Genomic DNA, 16796 nt, shown 5'->3' on the forward strand with positions numbered 1-16796 from the left:
TTCCGATTCTGCTTAAAATTGTATCTTTTTCGCTCACTAAAGGTATAATCCGCGCCCTTGAATTTTAATACCGGATAATCAAAACAGTGATCGATAACTTACGCAACATTGCCATTATTGCCCACGTTGACCATGGTAAAACTACCCTAGTCGACCAACTATTAAGCCAGTCGGGCACACTTGGCCGTAAAGACCAAGGCAGTGAACGTGTCATGGACAGCAACGACCAAGAAAAAGAACGTGGTATCACGATCTTGGCAAAAAACACCGCGATTAAGTGGAACGATTACCGTATTAACATCGTAGATACCCCTGGCCACGCCGACTTCGGTGGCGAAGTTGAACGTGTATTGTCGATGGTAGATTCCGTATTATTGTTGGTAGACGCAGTAGATGGCCCAATGCCACAAACTCGCTTCGTTACCTCTAAAGCATTCGCTCAAGGCTTAAAGCCAATTGTTGTTATTAACAAGATTGACCGCCCAGGCGCACGCCCTGACTGGGTAATGGATCAAGTTTTTGATTTGTTTGATCGTCTTGGTGCTACCGATGAGCAATTAGATTTCCCTGTTATTTATGCTTCTGCTCTAAATGGTATTGCGGGCTTAGACCCAGAAGAGATGGCAGAAGATATGGAACCGTTGTTCCAAATGATTACTGAACGCGTACCTTCGCCAGAAGTTGATTCTGACGGTGCGTTCCAAATGCAAATTTCTGCATTAGACTACAACAGCTATGTTGGCGTTATTGGTGTTGGCCGAATTACTCGCGGCAGCGTTAAGCCTAACGACCAAGTCGTTATTGTAGATAACGAAGGCAAATCGCGTAAAGGTAAAATCTTACAAGTCATGGGTTATCATGGCCTAGAACGTGTTGAAGTAGACACTGCAAATGCCGGTGACATTGTTTGTATTACGGGTATCGAAGGCTTGTCTATTTCAGACACTTTATGCCACCCTCAAACAGTTGAAGCATTACCTGCTTTAACGGTTGATGAACCAACAGTAAGCATGACATTCCAAGTAAACGACTCTCCATTTGCGGGTAAAGAAGGTAAGTTCATTACCACTCGTAATATTAAAGAGCGTTTAGACCAAGAACTTATCCACAATGTTGCTCTACGTGTAGAGCCAGGCGATACACCGGATAAATTCCGTGTTTCTGGTCGTGGAGAGCTTCACCTTTCTGTATTGATTGAGACAATGCGTCGTGAAGGCTTCGAGCTGGGTGTGTCCCGTCCTGAAGTAATTCAACGCGTTGTAGACGGCAAAATTGAAGAGCCGTTTGAAACCGTTGTTATTGACGTTGAAGAAGAGCACCAAGGTTCTATCATGGAAGAACTAGGCTTGCGTAAAGCCGAGTTAACGAACATGGAACCCGATGGTAAAGGCCGTATTAAGTTAGAATTCATGGCACCTTCACGTGGTTTGATTGGCTTCCGTGGCTTGTTTTTAACCTTAACCAGCGGTTCTGGCATCATGACCAGCATCTTCGACCACTATGGTCCGGTTAAAGAAGGTGATGTAGTCAGCCGTCAAAACGGCGTATTGGTTTCTATGGTTAAAGGTAAAACACTGGCTTACGGTCTGTACCCACTGCAAGATCGTGGTCGCTTATTCTTAGGTCATGGTATTGATGTTTATGAAGGCCAGATTGTGGGCATTCACTCACGCGCAAATGACCTCGTTGTTAACCCAACGAAAGGAAAGCAGCTAACTAACGTTCGTGCCAGCGGTACCGATGAAGCTTTAACATTGTCACCACCAATTAAGCACACATTAGAGCAGGCGCTTGAATTCATCGAAGACGATGAGCTCGTAGAAGTTACGCCTGAAAGCATACGTTTGCGTAAGAAGCTGTTGACTGAAAACGAACGTAAGCGCGCAAGCCGCTCTTCTAAGTAGTTTTTAATCCGCATAAAAAAATCCTGCTTAGCAGGATTTTTTTTGCCTTCTAGAAAGCGTTTATTCTACGAATACAGCCTGAGAGCGAGTTAAGGTGGTGAGTTTTACACCCCACTTTTCTAAACCTTGTTTACTGTAAACGTACTGCCCTGAGATTGACGTAATTGGCGGCACTTTATTGATAGAGACCCCTCTTAAGATAAGCTGAGCCATACGGGCCGCGGCCTTGCCTTCTTCATAGGCGGTAATTGAATAACCACCAATGGCTTTGTCAGCGCCGATAAATATGTTCCAAAATGAGAAGACCGGAATAACAGAGGTCTCACGTAAGAAAGCTATCGCGTCAGCTGGCGGGAAGTAAGTATCATCTGCATAACGCAAGGTATGGTAGGTTCCAATAATGATCGCGTCATAGCCATCATCTTTTGCGGTTCTAGCGCGTTCTTTCCATTGCTCGGCACTGTTCGATAAAAAGAAGTCTACCTGGGTATTTTGCACAGTGGCGGTACGTTGATCTCCGTAGGTTTCGCTTACGGCGTTTCGCATCGTTATGGAATCGTCCATTAACACCAAAAAACGACTGTTATTGTCGGTCACTTTACGTAAGTGGCGCACACTTTGTTCAAAAAACGGCCGCTCCAAAACACCTGTAATATTTGCACTGCCTTGTACGCCATAGTCTTGCAAGGTGCCATTAACACCAAGAAAGACTACGGGAATAGTAGAACCATTCAAGGCGACCGCAACTGAGCTCATGGCGTTATCGTCACCTACAATGACGATATCGGGTTGAACCTGCTTTATTTCTTCAACGACTTGGCGCGCCGTTTCTTTCCATTGCTCTGGCTGCTTACGCTTGCTGTCTAATTCTCGAATGGTGTAGTTGTGCTCTGCACCTAGAACACGTTGAACCGATTCCACGTACTCGGCATCCCATTCATATTCGATGTTATAGCTTTGCACTATAAAAACATCACTGGCAAATACCGGCAACGACAACATTAAACTTACAATGAATAACCCGAATTTTAACTTCATTTTTGCATCTCTTTTTATTATTTCTTTTTGTTGTATTGGTTAAAAATAGAGCAAAAGCGAGCGGATAGCCTCCTACATTGTAAGGAGGCAATACTATTTAATGAGAGTCAATTTGATAAACGTGCACAAAACCGCTGAAGGGAGAGAACTAATGAGTAGGCAATACACCTAACGAAGTAAGCGGAACGCCCGCTTTTTGCAACGCCAACTGCAAGGTAGAACGAATAACTTTAGGATCATCTAAATTAAGCAAACCGCTCGACACCGTTTGCGCCCAACCCGAATCAATCTGCATTAAAACGGCCTTCACTCGCAGTAGGTTTGCACTGCTCATGGATAAATTACGGTAACCTAGGCCTAGCAAAGTAACAGCCCCTAACGGATCACCGGCTAACTCTCCACACAAACTTAACGGAACGTTTGCCGCATCGCATTCATCGACTATAGATTTTAGCGCCTTTAGAACGGCCGGGTGCATACTGTCGTAGATGTCGGCCACTCGTGGGTTGTTGCGGTCGACGGCAAGCAAATACTGGGTTAAATCGTTACTGCCTACCGACATGAAATCGACCAAATTCGCAAAATCTTTGATCAAATAAACCGCCGATGGCACTTCAATCATCACACCTACATCAGGCGACTCTACGGGCACGCCCTCTTCATTCAGCTCGTACACGGCACGATGAATTATTTGCAAGGAATCTTCAACTTCACTAATGCTAGTGACCATGGGCAGCATGATTTTTAAATTATTCAGACCTACGCTGGCACGCAACATGGCTCGAACTTGAACAATAAAAATCTCAGGATGATCTAAAGTCACCCTTAACCCACGCCACCCCAAAAACGGGTTGTCTTCAACAATCGGGAAGTAATCTAAGCTTTTATCCCCACCGATATCCAAGGTACGCATGGTCACCGGTCGTGGATGAAATGTTTGTAACTGGGAGCGATAAATTTTAGCTTGCTCTTCTTCACTGGGGAACCGCCCTAGCATCATAAAGGGCACTTCGGTACGAAACAGCCCTACACCATCGGCGCCGGAATCTTTTGAGCGCAATATGTCAGTTTGTAAGCCGGTATTCACCATCAGGTTAATGTTTAACCCATTGGCGGTTTCTGCGCGCATATCGATCAGCGCATCTAACCCAGATACCCTAGCTTTTTCGTCGGCCACCAACTCTTCAAAGTGAGCTCGTCGTTCTTCCGATAATTGATAGTAAACATGCCCACGATAACCATCGACCACCAGCTCTTTGCCTTCGAGCTCGGTCCAGGGAATATCTTGCGCACCTAAAACTGTAGGAATGTTTAAAGCTCTAGCCAAAATAGCTAAATGCGAATTAGCGGAGCCCCGTGCGCACACGATACCGGCAATGTGTTCTGGATTAATATCGCCAAACACCGTCGCGGATAACTCTTCACCCAACAGGATTGCGCCTTTTGGAATAACACGCTCCGATTCATCGGCCAGTAAACAATTGAGTAAACGTTGGCCGAGATCGCGCATGTCAGCGGCGCGTTCTCTTAAATAGGTGTCTTCCATTTCTTCAAAGTGCTGAATATAGCCACGCATGACAGTCGCTAAAGCACTCGGCGCGCTTTCACCGTCTTCAATTTTTTCTATGACGGAGCCACCCACGGCCTGATCATTTAATATGCCAGCATACACATCAAACAACGCGAGTTCTTCAGGTCTAAGCTCATTCTCTAACCGCTCTCGAGTCTGCGATAAATCTTGGCGAACATCGTCGAGTGCGGTTTTAAAACGCTCGATCTCACCGTTGATGTCTTCTGTGGAGTGAAAACGAACGCTGTCGAGCTCGACTTCGGCCGCGATCACATGGCCTTGCCCAATGGCTACGCCAGTAGAGCACGCAACGCCAGAAAACCGGATATCGTCTTGGCTTTGCTCGCCAATTAAGTTCATACCACTCAGTGCGCCCGTGGCCTCAGCATTGGCAATGATTCCCGCCATTTGAGCCGACAAAGTCACCAAAAAGGCTTCTGCTTCATCGCTAAAACGGTCATCTTTAAACCGTTGAACCGTCAGTACGCCTAACAGTTTGCGATTGTGAATGATGGGGACTGCCAATAAGGCACGAAATTTTTCTTCACCGGCCGACGGCACAGAATGGAAATTGGGATGTAATGTAGAGTTTGCAATATTCAGAGGCTCTTCGCGCTTACCCACCAGACCAATCATGCCTTCATTTTTGGTCAAGGTTATTTTACCTGCTAAGCCATCTTTGAGCCCGTCGGTCGCCATTAAGACATAGCGTTCAATGTTCCCATCCCATAAAAATACCGAACAGGCATCTACTTCCATGCCTTCGCGCACCATTTTGGTTAAGCGCTCTAATGACGGCTGTAAGTTGCGCGACCCAGTGACGGCTTCGACAACTTTACGCAACAGGTGCAGTAAATCAGGCATAGGCATCAGCCACCTTGTGCACACGAGGACTAAGCTCCGTCAAGGCTTTGCGGTAGACATCCCGCTTAAAGGAAACGACTTTAGACAGCGGGTACCAGTATGACACCCATTGCCAGCCATCAAATTCAGGGTCTTCGCAGGCATCAAAGTTTACGCAATGGTCTTCACTGAGCATTCGCAATAAAAACCATTTTTGTTTTTGTCCAACACAGATAGGCAACGTGTTTTGGCGAATCATGCGTTTAGGGAGCCGATATTTTAGCCAACCACGCGTGCAGGCTAAAATATCGACATCTTTAGGGTCGAGGCCAACTTCTTCTTTGAGTTCACGATACAGAGCTTGCACAGGCGTCTCATGCTGACGAATTCCACCTTGTGGAAATTGCCAAGCATCTTGACCAATACGGCGTGCCCACAGTACCTGCCCTTCATTATTGGTTAATATAATGCCAACATTTGGGCGAAACCCATCTGAATCGATCATACCCTTCTCATCTCATGTCCTATCGTTTGAACGCCCGTTTTATTCAAGCGACGAATATCCATTGTTTCACAAGCGCTTAAAAAGCGCCATTCCTGTTAACCTCACACTCTGAGCCTAAAAGAGCTGCAGCGCGCCAATAAAACACATAAAATAGCCATCAAACCCAATTTAAACAAGGACTTACCGTGGCGCTTGCTATATTTGATCTCGATAACACCCTCATCCATGGCGACTCCGACCATGCTTGGGGCGAATTCTTAGTAAAGCACAAATTGGTCGATCCTGACGTCGTACAAGAAGCAAATGACAAATTTTTAGTTCAATATCAGCAAGGCAGCTTAGATATTAACGAATACCTTCAGTTTGCATTGCAGTTTTTAAGTGGCAAAACTCCAGAAGAGCTCGCCCCGCTGCATCGGCAATTTATGGCTGAGTACATTGAACCTATGTTGCTTTCACAAGCCAGTGCGCTCATCGATCAACACCAAAAAGCCGGTGATACTTTGTTGATCATCACGGCGACGAATCGCTTTGTAACCGAGCCCATTGCACACCGTTTAGGCATACACAACCTTATCGCCTGCGAACCTGAAATTGTCGATGGCAAATATACGGGGAACGCGACTGGCACGCCGAGCTTTGCTCATGGTAAAGTAGTGAGGTTACAGCAATGGCTCGATGATTCTGATGAAAGCCTCACCGGCAGCTATTTTTACTCAGACTCTCACAATGATTTACCCTTGTTAGAACAAGTAGACCATCCGGTAGCTGTTAATCCTGATGATCGTTTGCGTGATATTGCGCAACAACACTCATGGACAATAATGGACTTACGAGGCAACGCGTGAAGCGACTGACCACCTTGACTTGCACGTTACTGCTGCTGCTTTCGAGTTGCGGTGACAAGGACGACGATATTTCAATCACGCCTTCTGAAGGCGCAAATACCAATGCTGGAGAATCGGAATTACCCGCAACCAGTGAACGCCTGACCGATTTAGCCCCTGTAGCGGCGGCATTTCAACAAGCGGCTCAATCCGCTATGGCCGAAACCGTGGCGCTATGCCGTCAACTCGAAGTTGGTGTTCAAAGTTTCTTGAACGATCCAAATGAAGAAACCCAAGCCAACGCCCAGCAGCGTTTTATTGAATGCCACCAACGCTGGACTGCCAGCGCGTTGTACTTTACGGAGCCCTTTAATTTAAACGAAGCGAAAGGCCTAAAACGTACACTCGACCTGATTGATACGCGCCCATTTTTACCAGGCTATATCGATGGCATTCCTCTTTACCCTTATAGTGGCTTAGTGCACGAGCTCGAACTGGCGATCACTGAAGACACGCTTTTGGGCCAGCACAGGTTGATGGATGAAGAGTCTGCATCTCTCGGCTTTCCCGTTGTAGAATTCTTTCTTTGGAAAACGCCTTTAGCCGATTTTTGGCAAACCAAAACCGATGAAGATGCGCAAACGCTGGTGAATCGACGATTAAGTTATTTAAAAATTGCCAACGCTCACCTAAGCAAACAACTTGATAAAGCGCAGGCTCGTTGGAGTGATTCTGGTGAATTCAGCGAACTGCCCGATCGGGCAAAGTTCAATGTTTTAGTAAAAACCTTGCAGCGTTTTACAATGGTTAAACTGTTAAATCACACCTTTGCTGAAACTTCGCTAGAAGAACCAGAGTGGATCCACCCAGCACAATTTGCCGGCAACGGTCGTGCTTACTTGTTAAAACAAGTCGATGAGATTTCGCGGCTATTAGGCACTGAGGCTGAGCCGTCGGTGTTTAGCCAATGGCTAACCAAAGAAACCAGTATAGAAATAACCGGCAAAAACTTACAAGCGGCTGTGGCTAAAGTACAAGCAAGCTTAGCCGAGTTACCTGAAAGCTTTCCATTTGAATCGGAAACGAATGAACAATGGCTCGCCGCTCGACAAGCCGTTGCTGCGATGGCGCTTGAATTCACCAAGCTCTCACAAAACCTAAATTTAACCGTCGTAACGCAATAGCCCAACTATAAGCTTGGGCTAATTTGCGCAAAGATCGATTTGATATAGCGCGTCTCAGGGACAGCCGGCAACACTGGATGATCGGCCCCCTGATACCCTTCTGAAAGTATCATGGCATGCCGTTCAAGTTTTATCGCACTGGCTCGAATCATATCGCGCAGGCGATCACTTTCTAAATGCATTGAGCAACTGGCACTGACAAGAATTCCGCCATGGCTCACCAGCTTCATTGCGGCATCATTGAGCTTTTGATAAGCACGCTCACCTGCGGCAATGTCTTTGCGGCGGGTAATAAAAGCAGGCGGATCAACAATGACAATATCGAATCGTCGTTTTTCTTTTTGGAATTGAGCTAGTACCTCAAACGCATCGCCATGAGCGGTTTCTACTTTACCTTGCAAGTTGTTTAAAGCAGCGCTTTCAAGTACGCCTTCTAACGCTAACGCTGAGGCATCCACACACGTCACCTGCTCAGCACCTGCATTTGCTGCGGTTAGTCCCCAGCCCCCTAGATAACTGAAAACATCTAAGACGGTTTTACCTTTCGCATAGGAAGCGGCTAATGCTCGATTCGGTCGATGATCGTAGAACCAACCGGTTTTTTGGCCCGTCATTAACGGCGCTAAAAACTTAGTGCCATTTTCGACCAACTCTACTAAATCGGGCACTTCGCCATAAGCAACGCGCACATAGGAGTCTAGCCCTTCAACGGCGCGCATTTTGCCATCATTTTTGAGCAAAACACCCTTAGGCTGAACCAGCCGAATCACGTGTTCTAGAATGACATCAAGCTGCGCTTCCATACCCGCCGTAGAAACTTGCACCGTGAGAATATCGAAAAAGCGATCAATCACTAACCCGGAGAGGCCGTCACTGTCACCAAAAACCCATCGGTAGCAGGGTTGATCAAAACACTGTTCACGAATGGCTAACGCTTGCTTTAAGCGGTTTTTTAACAACGAACTGCTGAGTTGGCGATCCGCTTTTCGACTTACCAAACGGCCACAAATGAGCGCATTTGGGTTAACCATAAAGCTGCCTAAGTTTTTACCTTGAGCATCAACAATGTTAATCACTGAGCCAGGCTGAACTTCTTTTAACGGCGCAAAACTATTGTCTATTTCATTGCTGTACACCCAATGATGCCCAGCTCGAATACGCCGCTCTGCGCCTTTATTTAATTTCAGTACATTAATCATAATTAAACTCTAAACTCGTTTTTTTGCATAAGAAGTAAGTGCTCACTGCAGCTTAGTGCACAAGTTACATTGGTGCGACCAAGCGGTAACGGAGCGTTTTTTATTTACGGGTTCACTAGCATCGCTAATAAGCTTTTATCTTTAACCGCGACAAAGTGAGGGTTCAGGGTGTTTTCTTTTCCATAGCGTAGGGGCGAACCATCCCATTGCACGATAGCGCCGCCCGTTTGCTCTAAAATCGCTTGAGGCGCCGCAGTGTCCCATTCACTGGTCGGGCCCAAACGGGGGTATAGATCGGCATCCCCTTGCGCAAGTTGCATAAACTTGAGCGCGCTGCCGAGAGATTTTTTTTCGACCTGAAAATCGGCTTGTTCTAATGCACTTAACCAAGCGCCCTGCCATTTAGAACGGCGAGACCCCAGCGCAACTAAAGACTGTGAGCTTTTGCTCGGCCGCATCGATGAGTGGCTTTCAGGCGTCCCCATAAATGCCCCTAGCGATTGCCCACCCCACCAGGCAAATCTCGTTTGCGGTTGGTAAAGCATGCCAAACACAGGTTGGTGCTGATGCATAAGCGCGATGTTAATAACAAACTCGCCCGTTTTATGAATAAACTCTCGCGTGCCATCCATCGGGTCGACTAACCAATAAATTGGCCATTGTTGCCGCTGTGTGTAGTCAGGTAAGGCTTCTTCAGACACCACCGGCGCATGAACAATATGAGGCAACCCTTCAATTAGAATATCTGAAGAGGCTATATCAGCATGAGTGACGGGCGTTGCGTCAGACTTTTGTTCGGTATGCCACAGCGATTCATCTTCGTATATTTTTAAGATGGCATCGCCGGCTCGTTCGGCCAGTTGATACAACAAAGGGATATGTTGAAGGCCTAGTAAGGGTAAAATTGAGTTCATGCCGATTCGAATACGCAAAATTGGTCGTCTATATTACCATGTGCAGATTAATCCCACGACTCATGGTTGCAAATGGCAATTTTGCCCTTACCTTGAGACGCTTAGTTCCAATGGTTTAAAACACGTATAAGCGACCTAACATGTCTGATGCTAAACCCAATGTTCGTCTCGATAAATGGCTCTGGGCGGCTCGTTTCTATAAAACACGAGCACTGGCCAAAGCTGCCATAGAAGGTGGCAAAGTTCATTACGATGGCGCTAAATCAAAACCCAGCCGTGTCGTAGAGCTAGGCAAGGAAGTACGCCTTAAACTGGGTTGGGATGAAAAAACCGTCATTGTTGATGCAATTTCAGAACAACGTCGCGGAGCACCTGAGGCTCAACTACTCTATACCGAAACACCAGAGTCTATTACCAAGCGAGAAGCGCTTGCGGTGCAACGCAAAGCCATGAACGTGGGTAAAGTATTAAGTGACCACCGACCCAATAAAAAGGAACGACGACAAATTCATCGTTTCAAAACCAAATCTACTGAATAAGCCAAGGCCAGTTATGACATTACACGATGCCACACAACGATTTTTATTCGAAGATACGCCCATTCGTGGTGAGTTAACCCAGTTAGAAACCACCCTAAACGACGTATTCAGCAAGCATAATTACCCCGATACAATTAAATCTTTGTTGGGCCAATTCATGGCAGCCGCGGCCATGCTCAGCGATACAATAAAGTTTGAAGGCACCTTATCATTGCAAGTACGCGGCGCGGGACAAGTACGTACGATTATGGCCGAGTGTCGCGACAACAGCGCGATTCGTGCAATTGCTCAGTACAATGATGATTTTGACGAACAAGGCGAATTGCTAGGCCATGGGCAAATGGCGATCACCATTGAGCCCAAGAAAGGACAGCGCTACCAAGGTGTGGTGCCCATAAATGACAGCGAACTCTCTTTAGCGGCCGTTTTAGAAGACTATTTCCAGCAATCTGAACAAATTCGCACTCGAATTTGGCTATTTTCCAATCAACATCAATCAGCGGGCCTGATGATTCAAGCAATGCCGAGCTCGGCAAGCGAAAGCAGTTTAAGCAGCGATGCCGACTTAGAAACCTGGGAAAGAGTTATTCATTTGGCCAGCACCACTTCCGAAGAAGAAATTTTGTCGCTTGAGCCCGATGTCATGCTAAATCGCTTGTTCCACGAGGAGACTGTGCGTGTTTTCGAACCCAGAAGCCTAAAATTTGAATGCACGTGCAGTAAAGAAAAAACCGCGAACGCTGTAAGAACATTAGGTGAAGATGAAGCGTTAGATATTGTTCGTGAAATGGGCCACATTGACCTAGATTGCCAGTTTTGCCGTGAAAAGTACGCCTTCAGCGCAGAAGATGTGGTTGAGCTGTTTAAAGAACCTGGTGACTCAACCCTAAATTAAACAATATCGTTTTAGCGCAGTTGATTGACTGCGCCGTTATTCTTCAAATAAACGTTCACCCATCTGATCGACCATCATACGGGCTTTCAGCTGGGTGATACGAACGGCTTCTTCCTCATTAGGAATCAAATCAGCGCGCACAAAACGGTGCTGTTTAGTTGTTTCACCTTCTGCTGCAAGCTCGATTACACCTGAAACACGAAACTGTCCACCCTCATTGATTGGGGTCGCTGCTATTTGAAACCCCTTATATTCTTCAAAGTCTAACTTTGGCACTGACGCCTTACCTGACTTATCCTTTTTAAACCAACCAAACATACACACCTCATTGACACTAAATAATGACTGAAGCCTATTATTAAACGGCAAATTTTTGGTTGCTAGCCAAATATTTAACTATTTTTGCAACATAACATTACATACTTGAGACGTTTTGATGCAAAACGTTACCCTGACTTAAAAAGTGTTACCTCAGTTCCCAAACGTTACCTTCAGATTCGGTAACAAACTTGCTTTCATTGCTCAAAAAACAACCATTGAGCCGTAACCCATTGATATATAAGGGTTTTTCAAAACTGGCACACCAAGTGCTATTACTAGGTCACAACGATTAAAAGACACTCGAAAACAAAAACAATAAAAGAGTGGAGTTAAGAACATCGGCGCCCACCTAAAAACAAGAATAAGGGCGCTGTTTTTATTTCTAGCCACTAAAAATAAAAATAGCTAGAAACGTTGTTAAAGTTCCCACCCGCTCAACTCTGCTTTTACCAATTGCTCAATCATATCCATTGCTTCACCGCTGTCGTTTAAGCACGGTAATACATCATAATGTGTGCCCCCAGCTTCTTCGAAGACCTCTTTGCCTTCCATCGCAATTTCTTCAAGTGTTTCTAAGCAGTCCACCACAAATCCTGGCGTCAGCACTAATATGTCTTTTACGCCTTCCTCTGCCAACGATGTTAGCGTTGCATTGGTATAGGGCTCTATCCACTTGGCTTTACCGAAACGGCTTTGGAATGTCACCAAAACATCATCTAATGACCAGCCGATTGCTTCAGCGATCAGCCGACGGGTAACAAAGCAATGACATTGGTATGGATCGCCTTGATTAATAAATCGCTCGGGTAAACCATGAAAAGACATGATGATTTTTTCAGGTGCTGATTCACGCTCGTTTAGGCGCGCCTTCAGTAGAGCGGCGATGGCATTAATATAGGCTTCTTGGCGGTACCAAGGGTGTGCAATGCGCACAGTAGGCTGCCAGCGAAGCGTTTTAAGGTGATCGAACACCGCATCTGATACTGTGGCATTCGTTGTCGCTGAATATTGAGGATACATAGGAAACACAACAATACGATCACAACCCTTTGCCTGTAACTGAGTGAGCGCTGTACTAATACTAGGTTGCCCATACCGCATCGCCCAAACCACATCGACTTCTGGCATTTGGTGGGCCAGCTTTTCGGCTTGCTGTTGTGTGTAATGACGTAACGGTGATTCATTAATATCGTGCAGCCAAATTTTACGGTAAGCCTGCGCCGACTTTTTAGGCCGTGTGTTTAAAATGATGCCATTCAACAGTGGCCACCAAAGAAGTTTAGGTATTTCAACCACACGAGAATCAGATAAAAACTCTTTTAAATAACGTCGAACACTTTTAGGTGAGAGATCATCAGGCGTGCCTAAATTCACTAAAACTACGCCAATGCGTCCAAATTTAACGTCAGGATGCCCAACTGGGAAATGCTTCATTCAACGGCCTTTTAAAAAATAACTTGTTTGCAAAGTCTAACTCTGATTCATTATCGCTTAAGTATCATAAACGAATACAATAATAATGACTTCTTGGATTATTTTAGTTTGTGCTTTTTTATACGTCGCCATCTTATTCGCGATTGCTATCTATGGTGATTCTGAACGCGGCATCAGCAAAACAAAAGCAATATCGCCTTATATTTACGCTTTATCTTTAGCTGTTTATTGTTCTAGCTGGACATTTTATGGCGCGGTAGGCACAGCAGCCAGCTCCGGTTGGAGCTTTTTACCCATCTATTTAGGTCCATTTTTAGTCTTTGTGTTTGCAGGCCGCTTACTGAATAAGCTAGTGCGCGTTGGCAAACGCCAAAACACCACCTCCATTGCCGACTTTCTTGCTTCACGCTACAGCAAAAAACGCGGCGTAGCCTTTTTAGCCACGTTAATTTGTACGGTGGCGGGTATTCCATATATAGGCTTGCAGCTCAAGGCAGTAACCAACAGCCTAACGATTGTCAGCCAAACCTCGGCCATGCCATTTAACTCTTCGAATACAGCTTTGTTTGTGGCCATTGCGATGATTATATTTGCCATTTTATTTGGCACTCGGCAAGTCGATGCTTCAAGACACCATCATGGCATCATGTTAACCATTGCTTTTGAATCGCTGATTAAACTAGGGGCATTAATAGCGTTGGCGGCCTATGTCATTTTTTATTTCTATTCCGGCTACGGAGAGTTTAAAGGTGAGTTACAAGCAACCGGCCGATTTACATGGAATGGTTTAAACTTAAGTTTTTTAACACAGCTACTATTGGCGGCGAGCGCCGTTTTAGTACTTCCCAGACAATTCCACGTGATGGTTGTGGAAAATACCCACCGATCACACTTACAAACCGCCCGCTGGGTTTTTCCTTTGTACTTAGTCATCATTTGCATTGTGATTTTGCCAATCACTGCAGCCGGGTTACGGCTCTTTCAACACGCAAACATGAATGCCGATACCTACGTATTGTTGTTACCTCAAGTCGCTGAACAAACTTGGTTAGTCGCGTTAGTATTTATCGGTGGTTTTTCTGCTTCTGTGGCCATGATTGTTATAACCACTCTAGCGCTTTCTACCATGCTCAGTAACGATGCACTGTTCCCTGTACTGATCCGAAATAAATTAGCGCAAGATTCTACTCAAGTGGCCACTTGGCTCATTTTAATGCGGCGCTTAATCATTGTTGCCGTTATTTTATCGGCCTGGTTTTACTCCGTGATGTTTGGACAAAGTGAAGCCTTATCAAAAATTGGTTTGCTCGCTTTTTCACTGGTGGTACAACTTACGCCCGCACTGTTGCTCGGTCTGTACTGGCGTAAAGCACACTACCGAGGCGCTTACGCTGGCATGATAGCGGGCGGCATTACCTGGGTATGGACACTGATGATCCCCATGTTAAATGACGCCGGATATGTTCCTTCGTCACTCATCGAGAACGGTCCTTGGGGCATTAGCTGGCTTCGCCCAGAACAAATGCTAGGGTTTCAATTCAGTGACAGTTTATCGCATGGTGTTTTCTTCAGCTTACTGTTTAACATCACCTGCTTAATTTGGTTTTCAGCACGAGCCGAGCATTCATTGGCCGACCGGCTCCAAGCCTCAGCTTTTGTGCAACTCGATAAACACTTACTCCCAAGCGAAGCAAAACAATCTGAACGGCAAGTACGATCCGGCGATTTAGTGTCAATGTTAGAGCGCTTTGCAGGGAGTACTCAAACGCGCCGCTGGATCTCCGATTTTGAGCGCGTAAACCATTTAAGAATTATCGACAACGAGCCCCCTTCGTCTGAATTTATTCGCTACATTGAACGTATCTTGTCAGGTGTCATTGGCGCAAGCTCAGCACGCGCTATGATACATTCAGCGGTAGCAGGCAGCGTCCTTCACCTTGAAGACGTCGTAACTTTTTTCGATGAAACCACCCAAGCCATTCAGTTTAATCAAAAGGTTTTATCTTCAACTCTTGAAAACCTCGACCACGGCGTTTCGGTTATAGACCGAGATCTAAGATTAGTTGCTTGGAATCGTAAGTACGTTGAGATGTATCCCTACCCTACTGATCTGCTCAGAGTAGGCACGCCCATTGCAGATTTAGTTCGTTACAATGCTGAGCGAGGGGAATGCGGTCCTGGCGAAGTAGAAGACCATGTCATTAAACGGGTCGAGCATTTGCACTCTGCCGCACCGCATCGTTTCATCCGAGTGCGACAAGATGGCAGTGTGATTGAAATCAAAGGCAACCCGCTCCCGGGCGGCGGCTTTGTTACCACCTTCAATGACATTTCAGAATACGTCAAAGTGCAAAACGATTTAAAAGAAGCCAAAGATAATTTAGAGAAGCGTGTCCAAGAACGCACCTTAGAGTTGCGAAATGAAATTAACGAACGTGAACGCGCTGAAGAATTATTATTTGAAGCGAAAAACGAAGCCGAGTTGGCGAATGAAAGTAAGACCCGATTTTTAGCCTTAGCCAGCCACGATATTTTGCAACCACTCAACGCGGCACGTTTATATAACACGGCCTTGCTCGAACGATACCGCGATGACGATGTGGTCATAAAACTAGAACATTCATTAAAAACAACCGAAGAGCTGTTATCGACCTTGCTCGAAATTGCCAAGTTAGACGGCAACCCAAGAAAACCCGAGTTAGAACCGGTAGATTTAAATGGACTATTCCATTCCATCGCCAATGAATTTTACTCACTGGCCGAAGAAAAAGGCCTGCGTTTAATTGTGCGGCCTAACGCTTACTTTGTTCTATCTGAATCGAGACAACTGCGCCGTATCATTCAAAATTTAGTCTCTAATGCGGTCAAGTACACTCAACAAGGCTCCATTTTATTAGCCGCCCGAAAACGCGGTGATGCAATTTTAATTCAGGTGTGGGACTCCGGCCTAGGCATAGCCGAGGCCGACCACGAGCGTATTTTTCACGATTTTAATCGGCTAGATCAGCATGCCCAGTATGCGCATGGCGTTGGTTTAGGTTTAAGTGTTGTGTGGCGCATGAGTGCGCATTTAGGGCACAAAATCAGTGTCAAATCTCGCGAAGGCAAAGGCTCTTGTTTTGAAATTCTCACGCCGCTGAGCAACATTGAGCACCCAATTGCCGTGCAAAAGCCAAGCTATAAAACGCGCAGTGCTTTAGGGCTAACGATCGCCGTTATCGATAACGACCAAGACAATGTGGATGCGTTAACAACCCTTCTGGCCAGTTGGGGGTGCCGTGTGGTATCTGCAACCGATGCTCAGAGCGCTCAGAACATTCTTAAGCCCGATGCCTTGATCATCGATTATCAATTGGGCGAAAAACTCACGGGATTTTCGCTTTATGATACTCTTTTAGAGCAATGGCAAGCGGCTGTCCCAACCATTCTAGTTACGGCACATACCGACAGTGACTTGCGTGGCCAAGCGCTAAAAAAAGGCTTATCGTTTTTAGCCAAACCGGTAAAACCAGCGGCACTAAGAGCGCTATTAAAGCCCATTGCCGCAGAGAAAATTTGAGATCTAATGCACGGTATTTTGTAAAAACCTAGGTTATTGTCACAAATCGAGGAAGGAAAACAGA

At 45.8% G+C, this 16796-nt stretch carries 16 protein-coding genes; 8 read left to right on the top strand and 8 right to left on the bottom strand.

The window, feature by feature from the left end; translation table 11 throughout:
* Positions 1-86 precede the first annotated feature (86 nt).
* Positions 87-1904 carry a translational GTPase TypA gene (gene typA / locus QWZ13_RS00615; protein WP_290280003.1) on the top strand — a complete coding sequence of 606 codons (1818 nt, stop codon included), beginning with the start codon at positions 87-89 and terminating at the stop codon, positions 1902-1904.
* A 60-nt stretch (positions 1905-1964) separates the two neighbouring features.
* Here typA and QWZ13_RS00620 read toward each other — a convergent pair whose 3' ends face one another.
* From QWZ13_RS00620 to QWZ13_RS00630, 3 genes are all read right to left on the bottom strand, one after another.
* On the bottom strand, positions 1965-2942 hold the full coding sequence (locus QWZ13_RS00620) for an ABC transporter substrate-binding protein (RefSeq protein ID WP_290280004.1): 978 nt from the start codon (positions 2940-2942) through the stop codon (positions 1965-1967).
* Positions 2943-3090: 148 nt separating this feature from the next.
* Positions 3091-5382, bottom strand: coding sequence for a phosphoenolpyruvate--protein phosphotransferase (gene ptsP / locus QWZ13_RS00625; protein WP_290280005.1), 2292 nt, complete (start codon positions 5380-5382; stop codon positions 3091-3093).
* Positions 5369-5860, bottom strand: coding sequence for an RNA pyrophosphohydrolase (locus QWZ13_RS00630; protein ID WP_216000645.1), 492 nt, complete (start codon positions 5858-5860; stop codon positions 5369-5371). The genes ptsP and QWZ13_RS00630 overlap by 14 nt, the downstream gene beginning before the upstream one ends.
* Here QWZ13_RS00630 and QWZ13_RS00635 point away from each other — a divergent pair.
* From QWZ13_RS00635 to QWZ13_RS00645, 3 genes are all read left to right on the top strand, one after another.
* Positions 5823-5972 (top strand): hypothetical protein, encoded by a 150-nt coding sequence (locus tag QWZ13_RS00635; protein WP_290280006.1) that lies wholly within the window; start codon positions 5823-5825, stop codon positions 5970-5972. The two genes, QWZ13_RS00630 and QWZ13_RS00635, sit on opposite strands and share 38 nt — an antisense overlap.
* Before the next feature lie 73 nt (positions 5973-6045).
* Positions 6046-6708 carry a histidinol-phosphatase gene (locus QWZ13_RS00640; protein WP_290280007.1) on the top strand — a complete coding sequence of 221 codons (663 nt, stop codon included), beginning with the start codon at positions 6046-6048 and terminating at the stop codon, positions 6706-6708.
* The gene (locus tag QWZ13_RS00645) at positions 6675-7871 is read left to right on the top strand and encodes an imelysin family protein (protein WP_290280008.1); all 1197 of its coding nucleotides are present in this window, start codon (positions 6675-6677) and stop codon (positions 7869-7871) included. Before QWZ13_RS00640 ends, QWZ13_RS00645 begins: the two co-directional genes overlap by 34 nt.
* Before the next feature lie 5 nt (positions 7872-7876).
* Here QWZ13_RS00645 and QWZ13_RS00650 read toward each other — a convergent pair whose 3' ends face one another.
* Both QWZ13_RS00650 and QWZ13_RS00655 read right to left on the bottom strand, forming a co-directional pair.
* On the bottom strand, positions 7877-9070 hold the full coding sequence (locus QWZ13_RS00650; protein WP_290280010.1) for a class I SAM-dependent rRNA methyltransferase: 1194 nt from the start codon (positions 9068-9070) through the stop codon (positions 7877-7879).
* 104 nt (positions 9071-9174) lie between these two features.
* The gene (locus QWZ13_RS00655; RefSeq protein ID WP_290280012.1) at positions 9175-9984 is read right to left on the bottom strand and encodes a 3'(2'),5'-bisphosphate nucleotidase CysQ family protein; all 810 of its coding nucleotides are present in this window, start codon (positions 9982-9984) and stop codon (positions 9175-9177) included.
* On the opposite strand from QWZ13_RS00655, the gene QWZ13_RS00660 reads away from it, so the two are divergent.
* Genes QWZ13_RS00660 through hslO form a run of 3 tightly spaced genes read left to right on the top strand, consistent with a single transcriptional unit; the run spans position 9975 to position 11418 of the window.
* The gene (locus QWZ13_RS00660; RefSeq protein WP_290280013.1) at positions 9975-10103 is read left to right on the top strand and encodes a hypothetical protein; all 129 of its coding nucleotides are present in this window, start codon (positions 9975-9977) and stop codon (positions 10101-10103) included. The genes QWZ13_RS00655 and QWZ13_RS00660 overlap by 10 nt on opposite strands.
* Before the next feature lie 21 nt (positions 10104-10124).
* The gene (gene hslR / locus QWZ13_RS00665) at positions 10125-10523 is read left to right on the top strand and encodes a ribosome-associated heat shock protein Hsp15 (RefSeq protein WP_290280014.1); all 399 of its coding nucleotides are present in this window, start codon (positions 10125-10127) and stop codon (positions 10521-10523) included.
* On the top strand, positions 10456-11418 hold the full coding sequence (gene hslO, locus QWZ13_RS00670; protein ID WP_290280015.1) for an Hsp33 family molecular chaperone HslO: 963 nt from the start codon (positions 10456-10458) through the stop codon (positions 11416-11418). The genes hslR and hslO overlap by 68 nt, the downstream gene beginning before the upstream one ends.
* 36 nt (positions 11419-11454) lie before the next feature.
* On the opposite strand, the gene QWZ13_RS00675 is transcribed toward hslO, so the two are convergent.
* The 3 genes from QWZ13_RS00675 to hemH all read right to left on the bottom strand — a co-directional run bounded on the left by QWZ13_RS00675 (position 11455) and on the right by hemH (position 13173).
* A complete protein-coding gene (locus tag QWZ13_RS00675; protein ID WP_290280016.1) occupies positions 11455-11787 on the bottom strand; it encodes an HlyU family transcriptional regulator in 333 nt (110 codons plus the stop codon).
* Positions 11788-11940: 153 nt separating this feature from the next.
* Positions 11941-12078: a hypothetical protein gene (locus QWZ13_RS00680; RefSeq protein ID WP_290280017.1), complete on the bottom strand. Its 138-nt coding sequence runs from the start codon at positions 12076-12078 to the stop codon at positions 11941-11943.
* 78 nt (positions 12079-12156) lie between these two features.
* Entirely contained in the window at positions 12157-13173 is a 1017-nt protein-coding gene (gene hemH, locus QWZ13_RS00685; protein WP_290280018.1) for a ferrochelatase, read from the bottom strand.
* Positions 13174-13258: 85 nt separating this feature from the next.
* Between hemH and QWZ13_RS00690 the strand changes: the two genes are divergently transcribed.
* On the top strand, positions 13259-16732 hold the full coding sequence (locus QWZ13_RS00690; protein ID WP_290280019.1) for a PAS domain-containing hybrid sensor histidine kinase/response regulator: 3474 nt from the start codon (positions 13259-13261) through the stop codon (positions 16730-16732).
* Positions 16733-16796 lie beyond the last annotated feature (64 nt).

Origin of the sequence: Reinekea marina, from assembly GCF_030409715.1 — a bacterium.
GTDB classification, from domain to species: Bacteria; Pseudomonadota; Gammaproteobacteria; order Pseudomonadales; family Natronospirillaceae; genus Reinekea; species Reinekea marina.

Bases quoted from the DNA above. Each gene is read 5' to 3' on its own strand.
- QWZ13_RS00620 (WP_290280004.1), bottom strand. From the start codon at position 2,942: ATGAAGTTAAAATTCGGGTTATTCATTGTAAGTTTAATGTTGTCGTTG.
- ptsP (WP_290280005.1), bottom strand. From the start codon at position 5,382: ATGCCTATGCCTGATTTACTGCACCTGTTGCGTAAAGTTGTCGAAGCC.
- QWZ13_RS00635 (WP_290280006.1), top strand. From the start codon at position 5,823: ATGCCAACATTTGGGCGAAACCCATCTGAATCGATCATACCCTTCTCA.
- QWZ13_RS00630 (WP_216000645.1), bottom strand. From the start codon at position 5,860: ATGATCGATTCAGATGGGTTTCGCCCAAATGTTGGCATTATATTAACC.
- QWZ13_RS00645 (WP_290280008.1), top strand. From the start codon at position 6,675: ATGGACAATAATGGACTTACGAGGCAACGCGTGAAGCGACTGACCACC.
- QWZ13_RS00650 (WP_290280010.1), bottom strand. From the start codon at position 9,070: ATGATTAATGTACTGAAATTAAATAAAGGCGCAGAGCGGCGTATTCGA.
- QWZ13_RS00655 (WP_290280012.1), bottom strand. From the start codon at position 9,984: ATGAACTCAATTTTACCCTTACTAGGCCTTCAACATATCCCTTTGTTG.
- hslR (WP_290280014.1), top strand. From the start codon at position 10,125: ATGTCTGATGCTAAACCCAATGTTCGTCTCGATAAATGGCTCTGGGCG.
- QWZ13_RS00680 (WP_290280017.1), bottom strand. From the start codon at position 12,078: ATGTTCTTAACTCCACTCTTTTATTGTTTTTGTTTTCGAGTGTCTTTT.
- hemH (WP_290280018.1), bottom strand. From the start codon at position 13,173: ATGAAGCATTTCCCAGTTGGGCATCCTGACGTTAAATTTGGACGCATT.
- QWZ13_RS00690 (WP_290280019.1), top strand. From the start codon at position 13,259: ATGACTTCTTGGATTATTTTAGTTTGTGCTTTTTTATACGTCGCCATC.